The organism is Paenibacillus sp. Soil787 (assembly GCF_001429545.1).
Taxonomy (GTDB): Bacteria; Bacillota; Bacilli; order Paenibacillales; family NBRC-103111; genus Paenibacillus_E.
Map to the genome: position 1 here is coordinate 102,420 of NZ_LMSP01000044.1, position 18,278 is coordinate 120,697.

At 44.4% G+C, this 18,278-nt stretch carries 24 protein-coding genes and 1 riboswitch; of the genes, 18 read left to right on the forward strand and 6 right to left on the reverse strand.

Annotation, left to right across the window (positions count from 1 at the left end):
* The first annotated feature begins 6 nt into the window (after positions 1 to 6).
* The 9 genes from ASG93_RS26680 (at position 7) to tsaA (ending at position 6,742) form a co-directional block, all read left to right on the forward strand.
* Positions 7 to 417: a VOC family protein gene (locus ASG93_RS26680; RefSeq protein WP_082615116.1), complete on the forward strand. Its 411-nt coding sequence runs from the start codon at positions 7 to 9 to the stop codon at positions 415 to 417.
* 66 nt (positions 418 to 483) lie between these two features.
* A riboswitch (TPP riboswitch) is annotated at positions 484 to 594 on the forward strand.
* Between the two features lie 105 nt (positions 595 to 699).
* The gene (locus ASG93_RS26685; RefSeq protein ID WP_056836951.1) at positions 700 to 1,713 is read left to right on the forward strand and encodes an ABC transporter substrate-binding protein; all 1,014 of its coding nucleotides are present in this window, start codon (positions 700 to 702) and stop codon (positions 1,711 to 1,713) included.
* Positions 1,714 to 1,740: 27 nt separating this feature from the next.
* The gene (locus ASG93_RS26690; protein WP_029194191.1) at positions 1,741 to 2,031 is read left to right on the forward strand and encodes an MTH1187 family thiamine-binding protein; all 291 of its coding nucleotides are present in this window, start codon (positions 1,741 to 1,743) and stop codon (positions 2,029 to 2,031) included.
* Positions 2,031 to 2,798, forward strand: coding sequence for an ABC transporter permease (locus tag ASG93_RS26695; protein WP_056836953.1), 768 nt, complete (start codon positions 2,031 to 2,033; stop codon positions 2,796 to 2,798). The genes ASG93_RS26690 and ASG93_RS26695 overlap by 1 nt, the downstream gene beginning before the upstream one ends.
* 18 nt (positions 2,799 to 2,816) lie before the next feature.
* Positions 2,817 to 3,593: an ABC transporter ATP-binding protein gene (locus tag ASG93_RS26700; RefSeq protein WP_056836956.1), complete on the forward strand. Its 777-nt coding sequence runs from the start codon at positions 2,817 to 2,819 to the stop codon at positions 3,591 to 3,593.
* Positions 3,577 to 4,383 (forward strand): TatD family hydrolase, encoded by an 807-nt coding sequence (locus ASG93_RS26705; RefSeq protein WP_056836959.1) that lies wholly within the window; start codon positions 3,577 to 3,579, stop codon positions 4,381 to 4,383. Before ASG93_RS26700 ends, ASG93_RS26705 begins: the two co-directional genes overlap by 17 nt.
* An 84-nt stretch (positions 4,384 to 4,467) precedes the next feature.
* The gene (locus ASG93_RS26710) at positions 4,468 to 5,022 is read left to right on the forward strand and encodes a DNA-3-methyladenine glycosylase I (RefSeq protein ID WP_056836960.1); all 555 of its coding nucleotides are present in this window, start codon (positions 4,468 to 4,470) and stop codon (positions 5,020 to 5,022) included.
* Between the two features lie 198 nt (positions 5,023 to 5,220).
* Positions 5,221 to 5,901: a class I SAM-dependent methyltransferase gene (locus ASG93_RS26715; RefSeq protein ID WP_056836962.1), complete on the forward strand. Its 681-nt coding sequence runs from the start codon at positions 5,221 to 5,223 to the stop codon at positions 5,899 to 5,901.
* A gap of 376 nt (positions 5,902 to 6,277) precedes the next feature.
* Positions 6,278 to 6,742, forward strand: coding sequence for a tRNA (N6-threonylcarbamoyladenosine(37)-N6)-methyltransferase TrmO (gene tsaA / locus ASG93_RS26720; RefSeq protein WP_056836964.1), 465 nt, complete (start codon positions 6,278 to 6,280; stop codon positions 6,740 to 6,742).
* A gap of 94 nt (positions 6,743 to 6,836) precedes the next feature.
* Here tsaA and ASG93_RS26725 read toward each other — a convergent pair whose 3' ends face one another.
* From ASG93_RS26725 to ASG93_RS35460, 3 genes are all read right to left on the reverse strand, one after another.
* On the reverse strand, positions 6,837 to 7,139 hold the full coding sequence (locus ASG93_RS26725; protein ID WP_235550974.1) for a hypothetical protein: 303 nt from the start codon (positions 7,137 to 7,139) through the stop codon (positions 6,837 to 6,839).
* Positions 7,140 to 7,262: 123 nt separating this feature from the next.
* Positions 7,263 to 8,252, reverse strand: a complete 990-nt coding sequence (locus ASG93_RS26730; protein ID WP_056836966.1) for a YpdA family putative bacillithiol disulfide reductase — start codon at positions 8,250 to 8,252, stop codon at positions 7,263 to 7,265.
* A 142-nt stretch (positions 8,253 to 8,394) separates the two neighbouring features.
* Complete coding sequence (locus ASG93_RS35460; protein WP_156411053.1) at positions 8,395 to 8,571, reverse strand: hypothetical protein; 177 nt, start codon at positions 8,569 to 8,571, stop codon at positions 8,395 to 8,397.
* A 153-nt stretch (positions 8,572 to 8,724) separates the two neighbouring features.
* Between ASG93_RS35460 and ASG93_RS26735 the strand changes: the two genes are divergently transcribed.
* The 3 genes from ASG93_RS26735 (at position 8,725) to ASG93_RS26745 (ending at position 10,713) form a co-directional block, all read left to right on the forward strand.
* The gene (locus ASG93_RS26735; RefSeq protein ID WP_056836967.1) at positions 8,725 to 9,666 is read left to right on the forward strand and encodes a hypothetical protein; all 942 of its coding nucleotides are present in this window, start codon (positions 8,725 to 8,727) and stop codon (positions 9,664 to 9,666) included.
* A gap of 111 nt (positions 9,667 to 9,777) precedes the next feature.
* The gene (locus ASG93_RS26740; RefSeq protein WP_047677672.1) at positions 9,778 to 10,035 is read left to right on the forward strand and encodes a DUF2164 domain-containing protein; all 258 of its coding nucleotides are present in this window, start codon (positions 9,778 to 9,780) and stop codon (positions 10,033 to 10,035) included.
* A 39-nt stretch (positions 10,036 to 10,074) separates the two neighbouring features.
* Positions 10,075 to 10,713, forward strand: a complete 639-nt coding sequence (locus ASG93_RS26745) for an NUDIX hydrolase (protein ID WP_156411054.1) — start codon at positions 10,075 to 10,077, stop codon at positions 10,711 to 10,713.
* 53 nt (positions 10,714 to 10,766) lie between these two features.
* On the opposite strand, the gene ASG93_RS35465 is transcribed toward ASG93_RS26745, so the two are convergent.
* Together ASG93_RS35465 and ASG93_RS26750 are read right to left on the reverse strand one after the other, a co-directional pair.
* Positions 10,767 to 10,931 carry a hypothetical protein gene (locus ASG93_RS35465; protein WP_156411055.1) on the reverse strand — a complete coding sequence of 55 codons (165 nt, stop codon included), beginning with the start codon at positions 10,929 to 10,931 and terminating at the stop codon, positions 10,767 to 10,769.
* A 14-nt stretch (positions 10,932 to 10,945) separates the two neighbouring features.
* Positions 10,946 to 11,200, reverse strand: coding sequence for a YpbS family protein (locus ASG93_RS26750; protein ID WP_056836968.1), 255 nt, complete (start codon positions 11,198 to 11,200; stop codon positions 10,946 to 10,948).
* A 170-nt stretch (positions 11,201 to 11,370) separates the two neighbouring features.
* Between ASG93_RS26750 and ASG93_RS37305 the strand changes: the two genes are divergently transcribed.
* From ASG93_RS37305 to ASG93_RS26770, 5 genes are read left to right on the forward strand one after another with little or no spacing between them, the layout of a single operon-like run.
* Positions 11,371 to 11,517 carry a YdeI/OmpD-associated family protein gene (locus tag ASG93_RS37305; protein ID WP_414858890.1) on the forward strand — a complete coding sequence of 49 codons (147 nt, stop codon included), beginning with the start codon at positions 11,371 to 11,373 and terminating at the stop codon, positions 11,515 to 11,517.
* 38 nt (positions 11,518 to 11,555) lie between these two features.
* Complete coding sequence (gene hrpB / locus ASG93_RS26755; protein WP_056836970.1) at positions 11,556 to 14,042, forward strand: ATP-dependent helicase HrpB; 2,487 nt, start codon at positions 11,556 to 11,558, stop codon at positions 14,040 to 14,042.
* Between the two features lie 33 nt (positions 14,043 to 14,075).
* Positions 14,076 to 14,795 carry a hypothetical protein gene (locus ASG93_RS26760; protein ID WP_056836971.1) on the forward strand — a complete coding sequence of 240 codons (720 nt, stop codon included), beginning with the start codon at positions 14,076 to 14,078 and terminating at the stop codon, positions 14,793 to 14,795.
* Positions 14,788 to 15,051: a hypothetical protein gene (locus ASG93_RS26765; RefSeq protein ID WP_082615118.1), complete on the forward strand. Its 264-nt coding sequence runs from the start codon at positions 14,788 to 14,790 to the stop codon at positions 15,049 to 15,051. Before ASG93_RS26760 ends, ASG93_RS26765 begins: the two co-directional genes overlap by 8 nt.
* A gap of 44 nt (positions 15,052 to 15,095) precedes the next feature.
* A complete protein-coding gene (locus tag ASG93_RS26770) occupies positions 15,096 to 15,746 on the forward strand; it encodes a class I SAM-dependent methyltransferase (protein WP_056836975.1) in 651 nt (216 codons plus the stop codon).
* Between the two features lie 129 nt (positions 15,747 to 15,875).
* Here ASG93_RS26770 and ASG93_RS26775 read toward each other — a convergent pair whose 3' ends face one another.
* A complete protein-coding gene (locus ASG93_RS26775; RefSeq protein ID WP_056836978.1) occupies positions 15,876 to 16,913 on the reverse strand; it encodes a stalk domain-containing protein in 1,038 nt (345 codons plus the stop codon).
* A gap of 195 nt (positions 16,914 to 17,108) precedes the next feature.
* Here ASG93_RS26775 and ASG93_RS26780 point away from each other — a divergent pair, with 195 nt between their 5' ends.
* Entirely contained in the window at positions 17,109 to 18,236 is a 1,128-nt protein-coding gene (locus tag ASG93_RS26780) for a low temperature requirement protein A (RefSeq protein WP_056836981.1), read from the forward strand.
* The last annotated feature ends 42 nt before the right edge of the window (positions 18,237 to 18,278 follow it).

The following is an 18,278-nucleotide window of genomic DNA, read 5'->3' on the forward strand; positions in this document are numbered from 1 at the left end:
GTGTACTTGGAAAAATCAAATCAAAAAATTACTACGTTTTTAATGTTTTCCGGCCAAGCTGAGGAAGCCATGAATTTCTATACTTCTTTATTTGACCATTCCGAGATATTGACCATAAAACGCTATGGACCAGGCGAAGTAGGCCCGGAGGGAAGTGTTCTGCACGCCACGTTTTCACTTCATGGACAGGTTTTTATGTGCATAGATAGCTATGTAAAGCACGATTTCACTTTTACACCTGCGATTTCTTTGTATGTCACTTGTGATAGTGAAGAGGAAATTGAACGCGTTTATGAGAAGTTAGCGCAAGACGGCAAGGTGTTCATGCCATTAGCGGCCTACCCATTTAGTGAAAAGTTTGGTTGGGTTGGTGATCGTTTTGGCGTTACATGGCAATTGACTCTTGTGAAAAACTAGACAGGGATGTAGTTATCATTTTTGTTTGCAATAAATACGATCATGAGGTATGGTATAAACAAACCAATAAGAACCCACGGGAGCTTGAGAAGTCAGGCTGAGATTGTGACCGTCATTGTCACTCACCGTTAATCTGATCTGGGTAATGCCAGCGTAGAGAACTTACATAAATGCACGTTCGTTCTGTTTCGAATGGGTTTATCATTTTCTACTCATGGCGCTCCCGGATAACGGGGGCTTTTTCTTGTGGTTAAATAGAGATGTGGAGAGGGGAAACAAAGAATGAAATGGAAGAAAATTGCACCACTTATGCTAGTTAGCTTAACCGTAGCCTTGGCTGGATGCGGCAATAAGATGGCTGAACAGCCGGCAAAACAAACGGCCAAGCCGTTAACGAACGTGAAGGTCGTTCTAGACTGGACGCCAAATACGAACCATACGGGGTTATACGTCGCAAAGGATCAAGGCTTTTTTGAAAAAGAGGGTCTGAATGTTGAAATTATTGCTCCTGGCGAAGGCGGAGCCGATGCGATGGTTGCTTCGGGGGCTGCGGAGTTCGGTGTCAGTTATCAAGAAAGCATTACACAAGGACGAATTCAAGGTGTACCGTTGGTTTCCATTGCTGCGGTGATTCAGCATAACACATCCGGTTTTGCATCGCCGGTAGCGAAGAACATCAAGTCGCCTAAGGATTTCGAGGGGAAGACGTATGGCGGTTGGGGTGCTCCGTCAGAAAGTGCAATGATCGACTCGCTTATGCAATCCGAGAAAGCGGATCCGAGCAAAGTGAAGATCGTGAACATCGGTGATGCCGATTATTTCACAGCTGTGAAACGGGATATTGATTTCGCATGGATTTACTATGCTTGGACAGGTGTAGATGCCGAGCTGCGCGGCGAGCCGATGAACATGATTTATTTGAACAAATATTCGGATAAACTGGATTACTATACACCGGTTCTTGCGACGAGTGAGAAAATGATCAAAGAAAAGCCTGAGCTCGTTAAAGCCTTCATGGCCGCTGCATCGAAAGGATATCAATTTGCGATCAGCAAGCCTGAGGATGCTGCTAATATTTTGATCAAAGCGGTGCCTGACCTAGATAAAAAACTTGTGCTTGCCAGTCAAAAATGGCTCAGCCCGCGTTATCAAGATGATGCTGCTCGTTGGGGCGAACAAAAAAAATCCGTATGGGAAAATTATGCGAGCTGGATGCTAGATCATAAGCTGCTCGAGAAAAATATCGATGCAGACGCTGCATTCACGAACAAATTCTTACCGGAAAGCTCAAAATAACACGATTTGTTGGAGGAGGCACTTATAGTGGCTAACGCACTTGTTAGTATTCAAATCATTCCGAAAACGAAAAACAATGAAGATGTCATCCCCTATGTAGACCGTGCAATTGAAGTCATTGCCAAGTCTGGCGTGAAGTATTTCGTATCTCCGCTGGAGACGACGATGGAAGGGGAGCTCGATCAACTTCTGGCTATCATTCAAGACATGAATGCGGCGATGATTGAGATGGGCAGCCCTAACGTAATTTCGCAGGTGAAAATATACTTCAACCCGTCGGGTGCTTCTATGGACAAGCTGACGGAGAAATACAGATAATGAAACAGCATCGCTGGTTCAAAGCGGGGTGGCCACCAATTGTTGTGGTCATCCTTCTGCTGCTTTTATGGCAGCTTGCCGTGACTTGGGGAGGTACAGCAAGCTGGCTGCTTCCTAGTCCGCTCAAAATATGGAAAGACGGCACTACGGATATGCCAAGAGTATGGATGCATACATTCGCCACTCTGCGTTTGATGTTGATAGGGTTTGGTGCTGGTGTAACAGGCGGCGTGATTGTTGCTAGCTGCTTACATCGGGTGCCCGCGTTAAAAGCTGGCTTTTACCCGCTACTTATTTTATCTCAAAATGTCCCGACCATTGCACTGGGGCCGCTGCTTATCATATTATTTGGTTTTGGCATTTTACCTAAAATTCTCTTAATCTCACTTGTTTGTTTCTTTCCTGTAACGATGTCCACCTTGGACGGCTTCATGCAAACGGACCGCAGTATGTACAACTATATGCAGATGATCGGCGCCAGCAGACGGCAAATCTTTTATAAATTAGAACTGCCGCATGCTTTGCCATTTCTCTTCACAGGTCTCAAAATATCGGCTACATACAGTGTGATGGGGGCCGTGATTGCCGAATGGCTCGGTGGAGGCGTTGGACTGGGCTATTATATGATTTTGCAAAAATCGGCGTTCCGCGCGGATCGCGAGTTTGTCGCTATTCTGATGATTGTCACGCTCAGCTTACTCTTTTTCTGGCTCATCGCAGGGATTGAGAAGCTCGTCATTCGATGGAACGTGAAACGGTCATCTTAAGAAAGGGGAGATGCGTTCATGAGTAAATTAGAACTTAGAGGCATTCATCAAACGTTCCCTGGCAAAAAACAGCATATATCCGTGCTTGCGGGTATTTCATTACATGTGAAAGAAGGGGAGTTCGTTTCACTTATCGGCCCCTCAGGCAGCGGAAAGAGCACCCTTTTTCACATTATTGGCGGCCTAGTGAAGCCTTCTTCAGGGGAGGTATGGCTGGATGGCGTGAATGTGACCGGCTCTAAGGGCCTAATCTCTTACATGCCGCAGCAGCCTGCCTTGTTCCCATGGCGTTCTATTGAGTCCAACGCAGCACTTGCTCAGGAAGTTGCAGGAGAAACGCGAACAGATGCGTTAGCCAAAGCGAGGGAGTGGCTGCCCAAGGTTGGATTAGGCGGCTATGAGCAAGAACTTCCGCATGTGCTTTCAGGTGGGATGCAGCAGCGTGTCTCTTTTCTGAGAGCATTGCTTAGTCCGCAGGAACTCATGTGTCTGGACGAGCCGTTCGGTTCATTAGACGCACTTACCCGGCAAGACATGCAGGCGTGGCTGCTTAATATATGGGAACAGAATAAGCGCTCCATTCTCTTTGTGACGCATAGCATTGAAGAAGCGCTGTTTCTATCCGATCGTATATATGTACTCTCTAACAAACCTGCAAAGATCATAGAAGAGTTGGTTATTCCGTTTGCAAGGCCGCGCCAAGAATCCGTTATGCTTGACCCGAAATTTCAAGAGCTTCGACAGTTTATTCAGGGGCTTTTGCGTCAGGAGATTACATATGATAAAAGCCATTGATGCTCATATACATCTTGATATGTACACGGAAACAGATGCAATGACTCTGTTAGCAGAATTACCAGAGTGCCACATCGAGGGGCTGATAGCAGTGTCGAGACATCTAGACTCTTGTAAGTCAACGGAGCGGCTGCTGAAGCAAGCCCCAGAGCAAGTTTTTGCCGCGTATGGATACCATCCTGAACAAGAACTGCCTACGGAAAATCAGTTGAATGATTTAATCGAATGGATTCGAGAGCGTTCGACTACGATGATCGCTGTTGGTGAAATTGGTTTGCCCTATTATATGAGGCTTGAGGCTGAAAAAGAGGGACGTGTTTTTGAATTAGCGCCTTACATTGAACTGCTTGAGAGCTTCTTGAAGCTGGCGGTGTCTTTGGATAAACCGGTCGTCTTGCACGCTGTGTATGAAGATGCTGACATTGTGTGCGACTTACTCGAGGAGCATGGTATAAAGAAGGCGCATTTTCACTGGTTCAAAGGGTCATATTCAACAGTGGAACGAATGATTCAATCTGGTTACTTTATCTCCATAACACCGGATGTTCTATATGAAGAGGAAATTCGTACCCTTGTTCGCGATTATCCAATTGCGCTGTTAATGGTCGAAACGGATGGCCCATGGCCGTTCGAGGGCCCCTTCGAGGGGCAGCAGACGCATCCGCGCATGATTCATGCTGTCATTGAACAGATAGCCCTTCTAAAAGGACTGCCAGTGGAAGAAGCGGCACATACACTTTTAAATAATACCAAACAATTCTACCGTATTCCTTCGTCTCACTTCTTTTAATTAAATCTAACTGGACATCTGTTCGTATAGGTTTTATAATAATATAGAACACATGTTCGATTTATGGATAAGGTGAGTGTTGAAATGACTATAAGATGCGGTTGGGTTAATGAAGATCCGTTATATATCGAATACCATGATCATGAATGGGGTGTTCCTGTCCACGATGACCGCCATTTGTTCGAGATGCTTAATCTGGAAGGCGCACAAGCGGGACTCAGCTGGTATACGATTCTGAAGAAGCGGGAGAGCTACCGGGAAGCGTTCGATGGGTTTGATCCGCATATTATTGTGGACTATGACGATAAGAAGCTGAATGAACTTCTGGAGAATCCAGGTATCGTTCGCAATCGCTTGAAAATAGCGTCTGTGGTTCAGAATGCGAAGGCCTTTCTAAAGGTGCAGCAAGAGTTTGGCACATTTGATTCTTATATTTGGGGATTCGTTGGCGGAAAACCGGTCAACAATCATTGGACGGATAGGGGTCAGGTGCCTGCTACGACGGAGATTTCGGATGCTATGAGCAAGGATTTAAAAAAACGCGGCTTTAAGTTCGTCGGTTCGACGATTTGTTATGCTTATATGCAAGCGGTTGGCATGGTGAATGATCATAACCAAACGTGTTTTCGATATAAATAGCTGCTCAATGACACGAAAGTTTGTGCTGTTACATATAAGTTCCGAAAGCATCGGGAGGGTACAAAGTCTTCAAAGACTTCGTAGTCCTTCCTTTTTTAATTTCCAATATTTTCAATGGATGTTAGAATAGAAGGGTGCGGAAAAGTTATAGGGGAAAAGCTGGGTCCTTCCGGATCCACTATTATCGGAGGTTAATTCATGGGAGTCGAATGGTATGACATGATCGCTAGAAGAAATGGCGGATATAAAAACAATGCCGTATATACGATTGAGGGGATTTCAGCGGAGCAGATATTTGAAGAAAGACTGATGAATATGATAGCTAATTTCAATTCAGTCTTAGATGCTGGGTGCGGACATGGAGAATTTACATTAAAGATGTCGAGACATGCTAAATCGATAATAGGATTTGACAACTCAATTGAAATGATAAAGATTGCTGAGTCAATTTTAGAAGAAAGTAAAGTGAATAATGTAAGCTTTATATGTGCTACGACTAAGACTGACTTACCTTTTAGTGATGGACAATTTGATTTAATTTATGACAGAAGAGGACCTACATCTATATTGAATCATAGTAGAATACTTTTTTCTGGAGGTACTGTATTCGGAATTCACTCAGGAGCATTGGAAACTGTTAAAGATAGATTAAATAGAAATGGATTTATAAACATTGAAATTGAAGAATTTAATAGTTCGATTATCTTTTTCCCAAATGAGATTGAATTTGCCAAGTTTATTTCAGGAACACCCGGAAATCCCGATTATACTACTCCAGAGTTAAAAAAGGAATTAGAAGTAAAGATTCAAGAGAATATGATAAATGGAAAACTTGGATTGAAAGAATATAAATACATATGGAAAGCTAAGAAACCTTAATTTTTAGTAAAATCGAAGAAGTAGACACCCTCTAACGACGTGTTCTGAGAGGTGTCGGGACAACAACGTTATTCGAAAGTCCACAAAAACTTAACGAAACACGATTATGGTATAATTTAATTATAAACCAACTTGAAAGAAGGGAGAATTGAATACTTATTGAACAAGCAAAATTAATAACTTTAGAGATACCTTCCAGCTGGAGTGTTATCAATATAACGCGGCGAGATATTAAACCAGAGAACTTTTCTGATGAAGAATATGAGTATGTCTGGGAATTTGATGAGGATATATTACAGTTTGTAAATAAAGAAAGTAAATGAAAATAATTGAAATCTTTAAAACTAATACCCAGTTGAGAGGTAGGGGGATTTATTTGGAATTTACTGTTAAACCCATAGCATATGTGAGTAATTCACGAAAAGAAATTGAAGATGATGCATGGGGTTCCATTATTTCTGAAATCGAACTTATAGATGAATTAAATGAATCATCACTTCAAGGAATTGAAGAATTTTCACACCTTGAGATTATTTTCTACTTTGACAAAGTGACGGATGACAAAATTCAGTATGAAGCAAGGCATCCACGAAACAATAAAGAATTTCCCAAAGTTGGTATATTCGCTCAACGCGGAAAAAATAGACCTAATAAACTGGGTTTAACTACAGTTGAATTGATTGAACATAATCGTAAAAAATTAATTGTGAAAGATTTTGATGCAATTGACGGAACTCCTATCATTGATATTAAACCCGTAATGAAAGAATTTCTTCCAAAAAATAAGGTTAAACAAGCTGAATGGTCTAGTGTATTGATGGAGGATTATTGGAAGACCTAAAATAACAAAATACCGTAGAGACTAGTAGTGATAAAGAGAAAGGCCATCTGATAGGGCGATTTGTCCAAATCAGTTGGCCTTGTTTGTGCTTCAATCAGGCGTATTGGAGTTGTTTCTCCATCAAGTTGGTTTTAATTAAATAGATTCTCTTGCGAATGTAGAAGTCATATACGGCTCCTGTTAGTTCGCGAGGTTTAATGCGGTTATTTGTGTCGTTATCTATGATTGTCACCGAACCATCGTCATAAAACTTGAACGTATAATCGGCGTAGTGGGTGTGTGCTTCGTCCAGCATGGCGTCAATCTGTCCGGGAAGAAGATGGTCAGTGTCACACAATGCCTTATGGTACCAATAATCCCTCTCAATAAAACGAAAATTGTGACTGGTGTTCATCATGTTAACAACCTCCTCATCTAATTGGAACATTTGTTCTTGTTTTTATTATAGCAAACAAATGTTCGTAATGGAAGGGGAATCTATGAAAAATGGGAAATATATTCATATGCAAAAAACCTCCAATCAATAGGATTGGAGGTTCGTTCGTGAAACGATATGCTTCGTTATGGCCAGACCATGCATACGGCCTGTTTCAATGAAAATTTCGTTCGCATCGTATTTAGATGAAGCGACAACCCCAGCTACATATAAACCTGGGATGTTCGTTTCCATCGTGTCAGGTTGAACAAGAGGAGCGCCATTTTCTTCGTGAAATTGTACACCGATGGAGGTCAGAAGCTCGCGATCTGGTCGAAATCCGGTCAGGGCAAGTACGAAGTCATTGTCTAAAGTGACATGTTCGGTTACTTTTCGCACAGTAATGGTATGCTCGTCAATACGTTCAACTTGGGAATCGAACCACATGTTAATACGGCCTTTTTTCACCATACTTTCAAATAGAGGACGAACCCATGGTTTAATGTTAGCTGAGAAGTCTTTACCGCGGTAAACCACTGTAACTTCAGCGCCAACTCTAAGCAAATCCATAGCGGCATCGACTGCGGAGTTGTTTCCGCCAATAACGGCTACTTTTGCTCCGGCATAAGGGTGGGCTTCTTTATAGTAATGCGTTGTCTTAGGCAGTCCTTCACCGGGAATACCGAGTAAATTAGGATGATCAAAGTAGCCCGTAGCTACGATGACATTGCTTGTGTCATACGCCGCCTTTTTCCCAAATTGATCCTCCGTATGCACTGTGAATCCAGTCTCCAATCGTTCGATAGAAACAACTTCCTCATAGGAACGAATTCGCAACCGCTCTCTACGCGCAACCTCTCTATAGTAGACTAAAGCTTCTTGGCGATAAGGTTTTTCATGAGGTGTTGTGAACGGATAACCGCCGATTTCCAACAGTTCAGGTGTGCTGAAAAACTGCAAATAGGTAGGATATAAATAAATGGCATTTACGATGCAGCTTTTTTCTATAAGTAAAGGTGAAAGGCCTTCGCGCTGTAAGGCGATAGCGGCTGATAATCCGCAAGGACCCGCACCAATAATGATGACTTGTTCCAATGTCACAACCTCCCCAAGACTAAATACTCATTCCATAGTATCGCAAGCTGAGGGAGATGCCAAGTTGCGCAAAGCAAAAAAGAGCAGACGCCTACCCCTAACTTCAGGAATAGCAGACTGCTCTAAATGGAAGAATGACTCCTTATTTCTGATTCAATTGCCGCTCTTCGTTACCTTCACTGATGTCATCTTCCGCTATGTTGACAGGTGTCGTATCAGGTGCATTTTCTAATGTGTCGTTAACGAAAGCCATATCTTGATTTTTCGCATTCATATTCGTTGTGCCTTTGTATTTGCCTCTATGCTTCTCGTTTTCCATGTCGTTCTTCCTTTCAAGGGCAGTTTAACGTTCAGCTTTAACGTGTACAGTTGTGGTTGTTTTTATTCTCCAATAAATAGGAAAGTTGATGAAACCCAAGAAAGCTTGGCGTCGTCTAGTTGAGTAGATGAATTGTGTAAGGGATGGTGGAATATGATTCAAGTGCTTGTGCAAAAATTGGCAGCAGCCAAAGAAAATGGCCGGATGCAAGTGGTTTGGTCGGTCCGTTTAGCGGATTTAGAAAAAGAATGGAGTAACACAAAAGACCATATTGTCATTTGGGAAGAACAACTCATCAAAGAAAAAAGAGATGTAGAAAAATTGAAAACTCGCAGCTTTACCAGCTTTTTGTATGAGATAATGAACAAGAAAGCAGAGAAACTGGCTGTTGAAGAACAAGAGTTGCTGGAATTGAGATTTAGATATGATGAAGCGGTTAGGCGAAGGGATCATCTCGAACAAGAAATACAAGAGATGCGGAATAAGCTCCATTCCGTGCGATTCTGGGACTTAGAGGTGGAAGATTTGACCCTTCAAATTGAAACCTACATTCATACTAATGACTCTGGGAAGAGCAGGCAGCTGAGGGAGCTCTTAGAACAGAAAGCCGAGTTTCAATTACAAGCCAAAGAGCTTCAAGAAGCGTTGAGTGCAGGGGAATCGGTCATGGATCATTTGCAATTAGCGGCTGGATCACTTCGTTCTGCGCGCAATTGGGGTACTTATGATATGCTCGGTGGCGGCATGCTGTCTACGCATTTCAAACATGGAAAAATTGATGAAGCCATGGATCATATGCACGCTGCTCGGAGTAGTCTAAGTCGTTTTGAAAAGGAACTTAAGGATGTTCATATGACATTGTCTATGGATAGCCAGATTAGCGGATTTCTCAAATTCTCAGATTATTTTTTTGATGGATTAATAATTGACTGGTTGGTTCAAGACAAGATTCAAGAAAAATCTAAACAAGTAGAAAATAAATCGAAGGAAGTGAAACGACTTTGTAACGAATTGGAGCAAGCTTTACGCAAGGCGGAGTCGAACGTGGGAGAAGCAAAGAGGTTATATAGTTCGGTGATACAAAATCCGCTATAATGGATATATATAGATGGAGACAAAAGTTCTAAAAAGCAGATCTTAAGAGCTGGCGGCAATACCTGGGGTTGAGTAGTTTGAAGTAGGACGATTTTTGAGTGAGGTGCTCGTATGAAACCATTGAAATTAGCAAAAGAAGAGAAGGAATTGTTGATTGAGGATTTGCAAGGTCATCTGGAGTTAGATCACAATATTGAATTAGGACGTTTGGCCACGGAACAATTAATCGATTATATGCTTCAACAATTGGCTGCGCCTATTTATAACCAGGCCATAGAAGATGCTGGCAAAACATTGATGGAAAGAATGAGTTCATTAGAAGAGGACCTCTACGCCATGAAAATGACGAAAAAAATAACACGCAGATAACAGGTACATAAAAGGATCTGAGAGGAGACCTCGAGCAATTTGAACAAGTCAGAAGAGATGTTCGATATCTATGATGAAAAGATGAATAGGCTTGGGGTGGCTCCGCGCTCAGAAGTGCATGCGAAAGGGCTGTGGCATCGCACTTTTCAGTGTTGGATCGTTAGCCTAGAAGGGAAGGAACCTAATCTCCTACTCCAGTTAAGACATCCAGAGAAGGATCTGTTTCCGAATTTGCTGGACATTTCTTGCGCCGGGCATCTCGCTGCTGGAGAAACCCCGGAAGACGGTGTGAGGGAACTTGAGGAAGAGCTGGGGCTGAAGGTTGATTTCAGTGATTTAATCCCTTGCGGGATGTTTGCAGAAGAAGATCTGATTTCGGATCAACTCATGGATCGTGAGTTTTGTCATGTGTTTATATATCGATGTGACCAACCGCTGAATCGATATACGCTGCAACCGGATGAGGTCAGCGGATTGTTCGTAGTAAGTGTCGCAGAGTTGGAGCGTTTAGTTCACAAAGAAACAAAAGAAATAATGGCTAGTGGCTATAAAATGGGTATCGAAGGCGGGTTAGATCAAACAAGTCTGCTAATGACTCTAGATCATTTGGTGCCGCATCCAGTCGCTTATTTTGATCTTGTGTTTCGTAGATTAAGGGAAAATGGATGGGCTGAATGAAAAAGAACCGTATCGGGTGACCCAATCGGTTCTCATTGCGTACATAACATTTTTTAGGCGAAGTACTTGTTCGCTATGTAGGCATAAGCGATATAACAGACAATGGAGAGTCCGATACAGACAATACCGAGAGCTGTTTTCCGCTTAAACAAAAGCAAGAATCCGGCACTAAATGCTGATCCCATAACTAGCATTGAAATAAAAGTTAGAACACCCATCGTTATTTATCTCCTTAACCTTTGTTTACGTAATCACGCACCATATCTTCTGTTACATAAGAACGGAGCGGAGAAATACCTTCTTTGGCATGGGCGATGATTTGGGCTGTTACGGCGTTGATCGCATCAACATTAAAAGGGAGCCCGCTTCTGCACAGATCGACAGCAGCGTCAATAGCTTGCTCACGCTGTTCATCTAGCTCTGCAAACCTAACGAGATGTAGGTGCTGTGCATTCGAATGTTTGGATATCGCTTCATGTACATTCATCTTCAAGTTCTCCTTTAGTGACCATATTCTAATCTAGTATACACGATTGAATGGATGAGGAACAGTTTTTGCAGGAGGAAATCCGAACAATAATCGACATTATAAAGTTCACCTCATTAATGATTAGTGTCATTAATTAAATGAGAGGGGTCCAGACGCGAGTCGTTGAAATGCCGGAGGATTTCAAAGTGTTACTGGAGGCGAACGTACAAGCTAATCTGGCTTACAATAAACTTTCCTATTCGCACAAAAAAGAATATGTGACATGGATACACAGTGCAATGAAGAAGGAAACACGAGCGAAACGCAGAGAGTAAGCGATAACAAGACTGACAGAAGCCCCGGAGTGAAACTAATGAACTCGTTACCGATTGAAGCCATACTTCCTCAATTGAAAGAAGCTTTACGAATGAATCCATGCGCAATATTGGTCGCTCAACCTGGAGCGGGCAAAACAACGCAAGTACCGCTTGCTATACTGCAAGAGTCTTGGCTGCAAAATCAAAAGATACTCATGCTTGAGCCTAGAAGACTGGCAGCTCGTGCGGCTGCTCGCTATATGTCGAAGCTTCGTGGTGAAGAAGTAGGGCAGACCATTGGTTATCGGGTCAAAAATGACTCGAAGGTTGGACCAAACACACGAATTGAAGTGATAACGGAAGGTATTCTTACGCGCATGCTTCAAACAGATCCGGCCCTGGAAGGGGTGGGGGCTGTTATTTTTGATGAATTTCATGAGCGCAGCTTACATGCAGATTTGGGGTTGGCGCTGAGCAGGCAATCGCAAACCTTGCTTCGTGAAGATCTGCGAATTCTTATTATGTCGGCTACGATTGAGGCCAACACGGTTTCCGCCATGCTTGATCATGCACCGATTATTCAAAGTGAAGGACGAACTTATCCGGTTGCAACTCATTATCTGGATGCGAAAATTACAAGCAAATTAGAACAGGCTGTAGTAATAAGCATCCAACGCGCCTTGCAAATGAATGAAGGCAGCTTGCTCGTTTTTCTCCCGGGAGCAGCTGAAATTCATCGTGTGGCTAGCAGCCTTGCTGCGACAAAATTGGGAAAAGAGATAGAGATCGCACCTCTATATGGTAATCTATCCCAAGAGGCTCAGGACCAGGCGCTGGCGGTATGCTCGCCAGGGCACCGGAAGATTGTGCTGGCCACTTCGATTGCCGAGACAAGCTTGACCGTCGAAGGCGTCACGGTCGTTATCGACAGCGGGCTTATGCGCGTACCCCGCTTCTCGCCACGCACCGGCATGACCCGTCTGACGACGGTGCCTGTGTCAGTCGCCTCTGCGGATCAGCGCAGAGGCCGTGCCGGTCGGCTCGGTCCAGGCGTGTGTTACCGCCTATGGACCGAGACCGAGCAGCGGCAGCTCCCGCTAAGCAGCACGCCAGAGATCCGCGAAGCGGATCTGGCGCCGCTTGCGCTGGAGCTGGCCGCCTGGGGCGTGCCAGACCCAGCTTCGCTGGTCTGGCTGGACCCGCCGCCTGCTGCTGCGTATCAGCAGGCGCGGGAACTGCTCGTGCAGCTGGGCGCGCTGCACGGGGACGGGGGCTTGAGCGCGCACGGCAAACGCCTAGCGTCGCTGGGGCTGCACCCGCGGCTTGCGCACATGGTGCTGCAAGCCATACCGCTTGAGCTCGGCGCCTTGGCTTGCGAGCTCGCTGTAATGCTGAGCGAGCGCGATTTCATGCGCGTCGCCGAAGGTAGAGATGCGGATATTCGCACCCGCATCGAAGTGCTCTGGCGCGCTGCGCAGGGCGAGCAGCGCGCAGACGTTGACTTTGGCTTATGCCGCCGCATCGCGGCGGAAGCCAAAGTGCTCATGCAGCAGCTCGGCATCCGGCCGAGCGGGAATAAAGCGAATGCGAGCGGATTGCTGCTCGCATTCGCTTATCCCGACCGCGTCGCACAGCGGCGAAGGGCGGGGCGGTTCCTGCTCAGCAGCGGGCGCGGCGCTGTGCTGCCCGAGCTGCAGCCGCTCTCGAACGAGCGTTACCTCGTCGCCGCTGAGCTGGATGATAACGGAGCCGAGAGCCGTATTTATTTGGCCGCCCCGATTCAGGAGGACGAGCTGTTTGAAGCCTTTGAAGGCCGCTTGCTGGGAGAGCAAGAAGTGCTGTGGGAACAGGCAACGGGTTCCGTTAAAGCAAGACAGCGCCTTCGGTTAGGTGCCATTATCCTCAAAGAAAACCCATTGCAGGATCCAAACCCAGAGTTGGTGCTGCAAGCTTTGATATCCGGTATTCAAGCAGAATCTTTGGAACTGCTGCCTTGGACTCGAAGTGCGAGGCAACTGCAACAGCGAGTTATGTTTTTGCATCGATTTGATGTAGAATGGCCAAATATGGGGGATGCCAATTTGCTCGCTTCCTTAGAGGACTGGTTAGGGCCTCATCTTTACGGTTTAAAAAGCAAAGGGGCATTAGCACGTCTTAACTTGACAAGCATATTAGAAGAAATGCTAACATGGGAGCAGCGTCGATGGTTAGAAGAATGGGCGCCAACGCACATTCAGGTACCCAGTGGTTCCCGTATCCCCGTTGATTATAGCGTCAATGAGTCGCCGACTTTATCGGTTCGTTTGCAAGAAATGTTTGGTTTAGCCGATACCCCAAGGATTGCAAAGGGGAGGGTGCCGGTTACCTTACACTTATTATCGCCTGCTCAGCGTCCTGTTCAGGTGACGAAGGACTTGGCGAGCTTCTGGCGGGATGCTTATTTCGAAGTCAAAAAAGATCTCAAGGGCCGATACCCCAAGCATTACTGGCCGGATGATCCGATGGCGGCGATGCCAACAAATCGAGCTAAACCGCGTTCCTAACCTAATTTGCACGAGAAGGGAACTGAGCAAGCCATGACAATCCGCTCCGAACCGGAGGAATTCGTCATTTATGTATCGGCTGGTTTCGCAACAGCGCCTAATTTCTTAGATGCTTTCGCTGCCGAACTAGCTGCTCGTTTTGAACAAGCTGGTTCACGTGTCCAAGTCGTTATTCATTATCCGTATGGCGATTGGACGCGGCGAAAGCAAGTCCAGCTCCGAGAAATTACCAGTGATCTATGGAACAATGCACATCGGAAAAGGTCTCATTACGGCGGAAAAAGCTTGTTGAAGTTGATCACCGACAACCTGGTCTCAAGACAGCAGTTGCTGCTGATCGGTCATAGTGCAGGAGCTTTGGCTTCAATTCTGGCAGCCGATGCCCTTATGAAAGAGGGGGTTTCCATCCTCGGTGTGGTCCAAATTGGATCGCCGAAATGTGCGATTCCGCCATCGTTAAAGAGCCGTGTTCTTTATCTTGATGCTGCTAATCAGTTGGATAAATCCAATGATCCAGTGCCTAGACTGGGCACATGGGGTGGCTGGATGAGAACACGCTTGGGACTGCGCCGCTGGAATCGCATGAAACATGCTCCTGCTCATCGACAAACTTTACCGTTAATAGGTGGACATGCTGATTATTTCAGAGATCACAATCCCTATATATGGAATGCAACAACGAACCTGCAAACCACAATGAACACGATTTGGACTTGGTTACAACGAATAGAAAAGGATGATGAACATGATTGAAATTCTAAAAGCGAGCATGGAACACAGCAAAGAAGAAGGTTATCTCGGGCAAGTGCAATTCAAGGTGGAAGGCCATGAACATCCGTATGAAATCACCCTGCAAAGCAAACGAGGTAAAGATGACTGGAGCTACGCGCTTAACTTTTTACAGGAATCTGGAAAAGAAGAGGATATTGAAGCCGTTGAAGATTTGCTGGAAGATGACGAATGGTTTGATCTGCTCGTGGACGCAGCTCAAAAAACCATAGTGAAGTAAGACATTTTGCTTACATAACGATCGTTCGATAGGAGAAAACGCCAATGGATCATGGGGTAAAGGCAACGCTCAAGTTGAGCTATGATCAACATGCCCGATCGCGGGATGGAAATACAGTGCAATCGTGGAAAGTAGAGGAAATGGATCGTTTTATGGCTAGGCTGCAGGCAGCTGACAAGGGTAAAGGGCAACGGATTTTAGATCTTGGAAGCGGTCCAGGCCATCAGGCTATGTATTTGAAAAATCATGGATGCCAAGTCACTTGCGTTGATTTATCCGATGAGATGGTGAACATTTGCCGGGAAAAAGGCCTTGAAGCCTTAGCCATGGATGTCTACACCTTAGATTTGGAGTCGGAGTCGTTTGACGCTATTTGGACGATGAATGCTCTGCTACATGTACCAAAGGATAGTTTCCTCCAAGTTCTGGCTAATATGGAGCGAGTGCTGAAGCCAGATGGTTTCTTGTACTTGGGCCTTTATGGCGGGTACGAAAGCGAAGGGATTTGGGAGAATGACACGTATAGTCCTCAGAGGTTTTTCGCCTTCTATGAAGATGAGCACGTTCAGAGAAAAGTAAGTGAAGTATTCGACATCGAACACTTTTCTGTTTTACCGATGGAGGGCATGCAGGCCGATTACCAATCGATCTTTGTCAGGAAAAAGCATCAGAAGCCTCCCTCAGGAGCGAAGTAGCACTAACGCCGAAATGATTTCATGAAAAAGTTAAGCCTAATTAGCTCTGAACTAGCTGAACTAATTAGGCTTATTTTCGTTTTTTTCATCGGAATGCTTTGATTATCACATGCTAGGGCTCTTCTTCATTTAGAATAGTCTCCTGGCCGTGACAAAACGCTTTTTCCATTTTTCATCGAAGTCTGCGATGTGAACGCCGAGCTCTTTCGAATAAGTATGAAGGATTTTCCCGTCTCCCGCATAGATGCCTACGTGCCCGATATCGAGCCCGCGAGCGCTGAAGAACAGCAGATCGCCTTTGCGTATTTGGTCGATTCCGATTTCTTTCCCTTTCTGGGCTTGGTCGTAGGAGACTCGCGGGAGATCGATGGACAGGACTTGGTTGAAAACATATCGGACAAAAGAAGAGCAATCGAACGTATTGGTCTGACCGGAAGCGGCACCGAACTCGTAAGGGGTTCCCAGGAATTTGGACCCGAAAGCGATCAAATCGTCGGCTCTCTTTTCGGCCAATGCCGGGCTTGCGTAATCGGTATACATCGGTGCAGCTGAGATGAAACCAATTGTATCGTCTTTGGTCTGCACCTCCAACCAATTTGCGTCGATTTCTCGGATCACGTGGATTCTCTCGTTTTTCGGAAGTAAACGGAGGACACGGGTATCCGTATCTTTTGCTGGAGAATCACGCAGGTTGACGCCATATTCGATCGTGGTCTCATAGTCATGAGCGGATGAAATGGTAATTGAACGGGAATATTCATGCCATTTCACAAGATTGCCTAGCGTTTCGCTAATAAATCGTACTGGAACCATGGTAAACCCGTCGATAATTTTGCCAGACACAGGCATCTCCAGCCGTTCTTGGTTTTTATAAGCGACTGTATCCCCGATTCTGTATGTAAGTACGACGCCTTCTTTAATGGCAGTAACCGTTCGTGTGTTCTCATCCCAAGAAATTTTTGCACCCTCAGCTTCAAAAATGGGACGCATCGGAACAAGGCTATAGCCGTTCTCGATCACAGGAGGAGTCTGAAAGGACAGCGGATGCCCGTCCAGAAGTACAGAAGGCGGCAGATTCACCTCGGCATGTACCGACGTTCCACGGAGAAGTATCATGGTCAGCAGTGTAAACGTAGCTCCGTAAAGGAAGCCGTTTCTAATCTTCATATTCATACACCCTTACTAAATTTACTTTGATAATATATAGACGCAGCTGCAGGGGAGTTTGTTACTTTCCAATTTATGGGCATCCTATTAACGAGAAAAATTGAAACGACCGAAATTTTATTAATTTGATAAGCCTATGTGCTAAAATGTGGATAGCAATTTATTAAATCACAACCAAAGCAAAGGAGCGGAATGATGAATCAACACGCATCGGGATCTCAACAAATCACAGCATTTGCTGAGAAAAAAGTGACCTGGCTGGAACTTTTCTATGATCTGCTTTTTGCAGTGGCAGTTTCAAAGGCTAGTCATGTTTTATTACATGTCGAAAATGGTTCTATTCCAGTTGAATACTTAGCCAAATTCGTTCTCATATTTATTCCGATCTGGTGGGCTTGGGTGGGGCAATCCCTCTTTGTAAACCGGTTTGGACGAGATATCTTATCTCACCGAATATTTCTGATTCTACAATTATTCTTTGTACTCATCATGACGGCCAGTCTATCGGTTAATTTTGACCAATACTATGTTCCATTCTTAATAGGCTATATTGGTTTAAGAGCGATGACAGCCATCCAATATCTTTCGGTACATAAAAAAGAAGAATCACATAGAAAGATCGCTGCCCGTTATTTAGGTAGTCGCTTTTGGATTGGATTAGTGATATCTGCTTGTTCACTTTTCTTCGACTCATGGATTCGTTATGCCGTTTTGTATGCGGGAATTACGGTAGACATTTTGCTCCCATTAATCGGTCGGCATTACTTGGTGAAAAGCCCAATAAATACGCATCATCTATTAGAGCGCTTTTCGTTGTTTACACTTATTCTTCTTGGAGAATCCGTAATCAGTATACTTACAGTCTTACAGTCTAGCGACTGGACGTGGCCATCTATTTTATTTGCTTCAATCACTTTTTTATTAATTATTGCTATGTGGTGGCAATATTTTGACAACGTTGAAAAGAAAGTGAATAAGTCATTAGAAACTGCTGGGCAAACCATCATCTATGGCCATTTATTCATTTATTCATCCATGTGTATGATTGCAGCTTCGATCCAATTGTTATTTTTGAAGCAATTAAATTATTCATTTATGTTAAACTTTATTTTTGGATCAGTACTGCTTTACTTTTTCTCAACTACGTTGGTTTTCCATAAATATCGACACGCACATCTGAGATTAGGTATCTATCATTTGGTGTTATTAGTAGGGTTACTTGGGATTTTTTTCACGGTGGATTTGTTTTTGCTTTTACCAAATTACATGATTATTGGAGAAGTGATGCTGTTCTTTGGTGTATATGCGAAATTAACGACTTGATCTTTTGGGTGAATGAACCAAGGCAAACATCGTGCCATGTCA

Coding starts and splice junctions, on each gene's coding strand:
- ASG93_RS26685 (WP_056836951.1), top strand. CDS start 700: ATGAAATGGAAGAAAATTGCACCACTTATGCTAGTTAGCTTAACCGTA.
- ASG93_RS26695 (WP_056836953.1), top strand. CDS start 2,031: ATGAAACAGCATCGCTGGTTCAAAGCGGGGTGGCCACCAATTGTTGTG.
- ASG93_RS26700 (WP_056836956.1), top strand. CDS start 2,817: ATGAGTAAATTAGAACTTAGAGGCATTCATCAAACGTTCCCTGGCAAA.
- ASG93_RS26705 (WP_056836959.1), top strand. CDS start 3,577: ATGATAAAAGCCATTGATGCTCATATACATCTTGATATGTACACGGAA.
- ASG93_RS26710 (WP_056836960.1), top strand. CDS start 4,468: ATGACTATAAGATGCGGTTGGGTTAATGAAGATCCGTTATATATCGAA.
- ASG93_RS26715 (WP_056836962.1), top strand. CDS start 5,221: ATGGGAGTCGAATGGTATGACATGATCGCTAGAAGAAATGGCGGATAT.
- ASG93_RS26725 (WP_235550974.1), bottom strand. CDS start 7,139: ATGATGAACACCAGTCACAATTTTCGTTTTATTGAGAGGGATTATTGG.
- ASG93_RS35460 (WP_156411053.1), bottom strand. CDS start 8,571: ATGGAAAACGAGAAGCATAGAGGCAAATACAAAGGCACAACGAATATG.
- ASG93_RS26735 (WP_056836967.1), top strand. CDS start 8,725: ATGATTCAAGTGCTTGTGCAAAAATTGGCAGCAGCCAAAGAAAATGGC.
- ASG93_RS26740 (WP_047677672.1), top strand. CDS start 9,778: ATGAAACCATTGAAATTAGCAAAAGAAGAGAAGGAATTGTTGATTGAG.
- ASG93_RS35465 (WP_156411055.1), bottom strand. CDS start 10,931: ATGGGTGTTCTAACTTTTATTTCAATGCTAGTTATGGGATCAGCATTT.
- ASG93_RS26750 (WP_056836968.1), bottom strand. CDS start 11,200: ATGAATGTACATGAAGCGATATCCAAACATTCGAATGCACAGCACCTA.
- ASG93_RS37305 (WP_414858890.1), top strand. CDS start 11,371: ATGCCGGAGGATTTCAAAGTGTTACTGGAGGCGAACGTACAAGCTAAT.
- hrpB (WP_056836970.1), top strand. CDS start 11,556: ATGAACTCGTTACCGATTGAAGCCATACTTCCTCAATTGAAAGAAGCT.
- ASG93_RS26760 (WP_056836971.1), top strand. CDS start 14,076: ATGACAATCCGCTCCGAACCGGAGGAATTCGTCATTTATGTATCGGCT.
- ASG93_RS26765 (WP_082615118.1), top strand. CDS start 14,788: ATGATTGAAATTCTAAAAGCGAGCATGGAACACAGCAAAGAAGAAGGT.
- ASG93_RS26770 (WP_056836975.1), top strand. CDS start 15,096: ATGGATCATGGGGTAAAGGCAACGCTCAAGTTGAGCTATGATCAACAT.
- ASG93_RS26775 (WP_056836978.1), bottom strand. CDS start 16,913: ATGAAGATTAGAAACGGCTTCCTTTACGGAGCTACGTTTACACTGCTG.
- ASG93_RS26780 (WP_056836981.1), top strand. CDS start 17,109: ATGAATCAACACGCATCGGGATCTCAACAAATCACAGCATTTGCTGAG.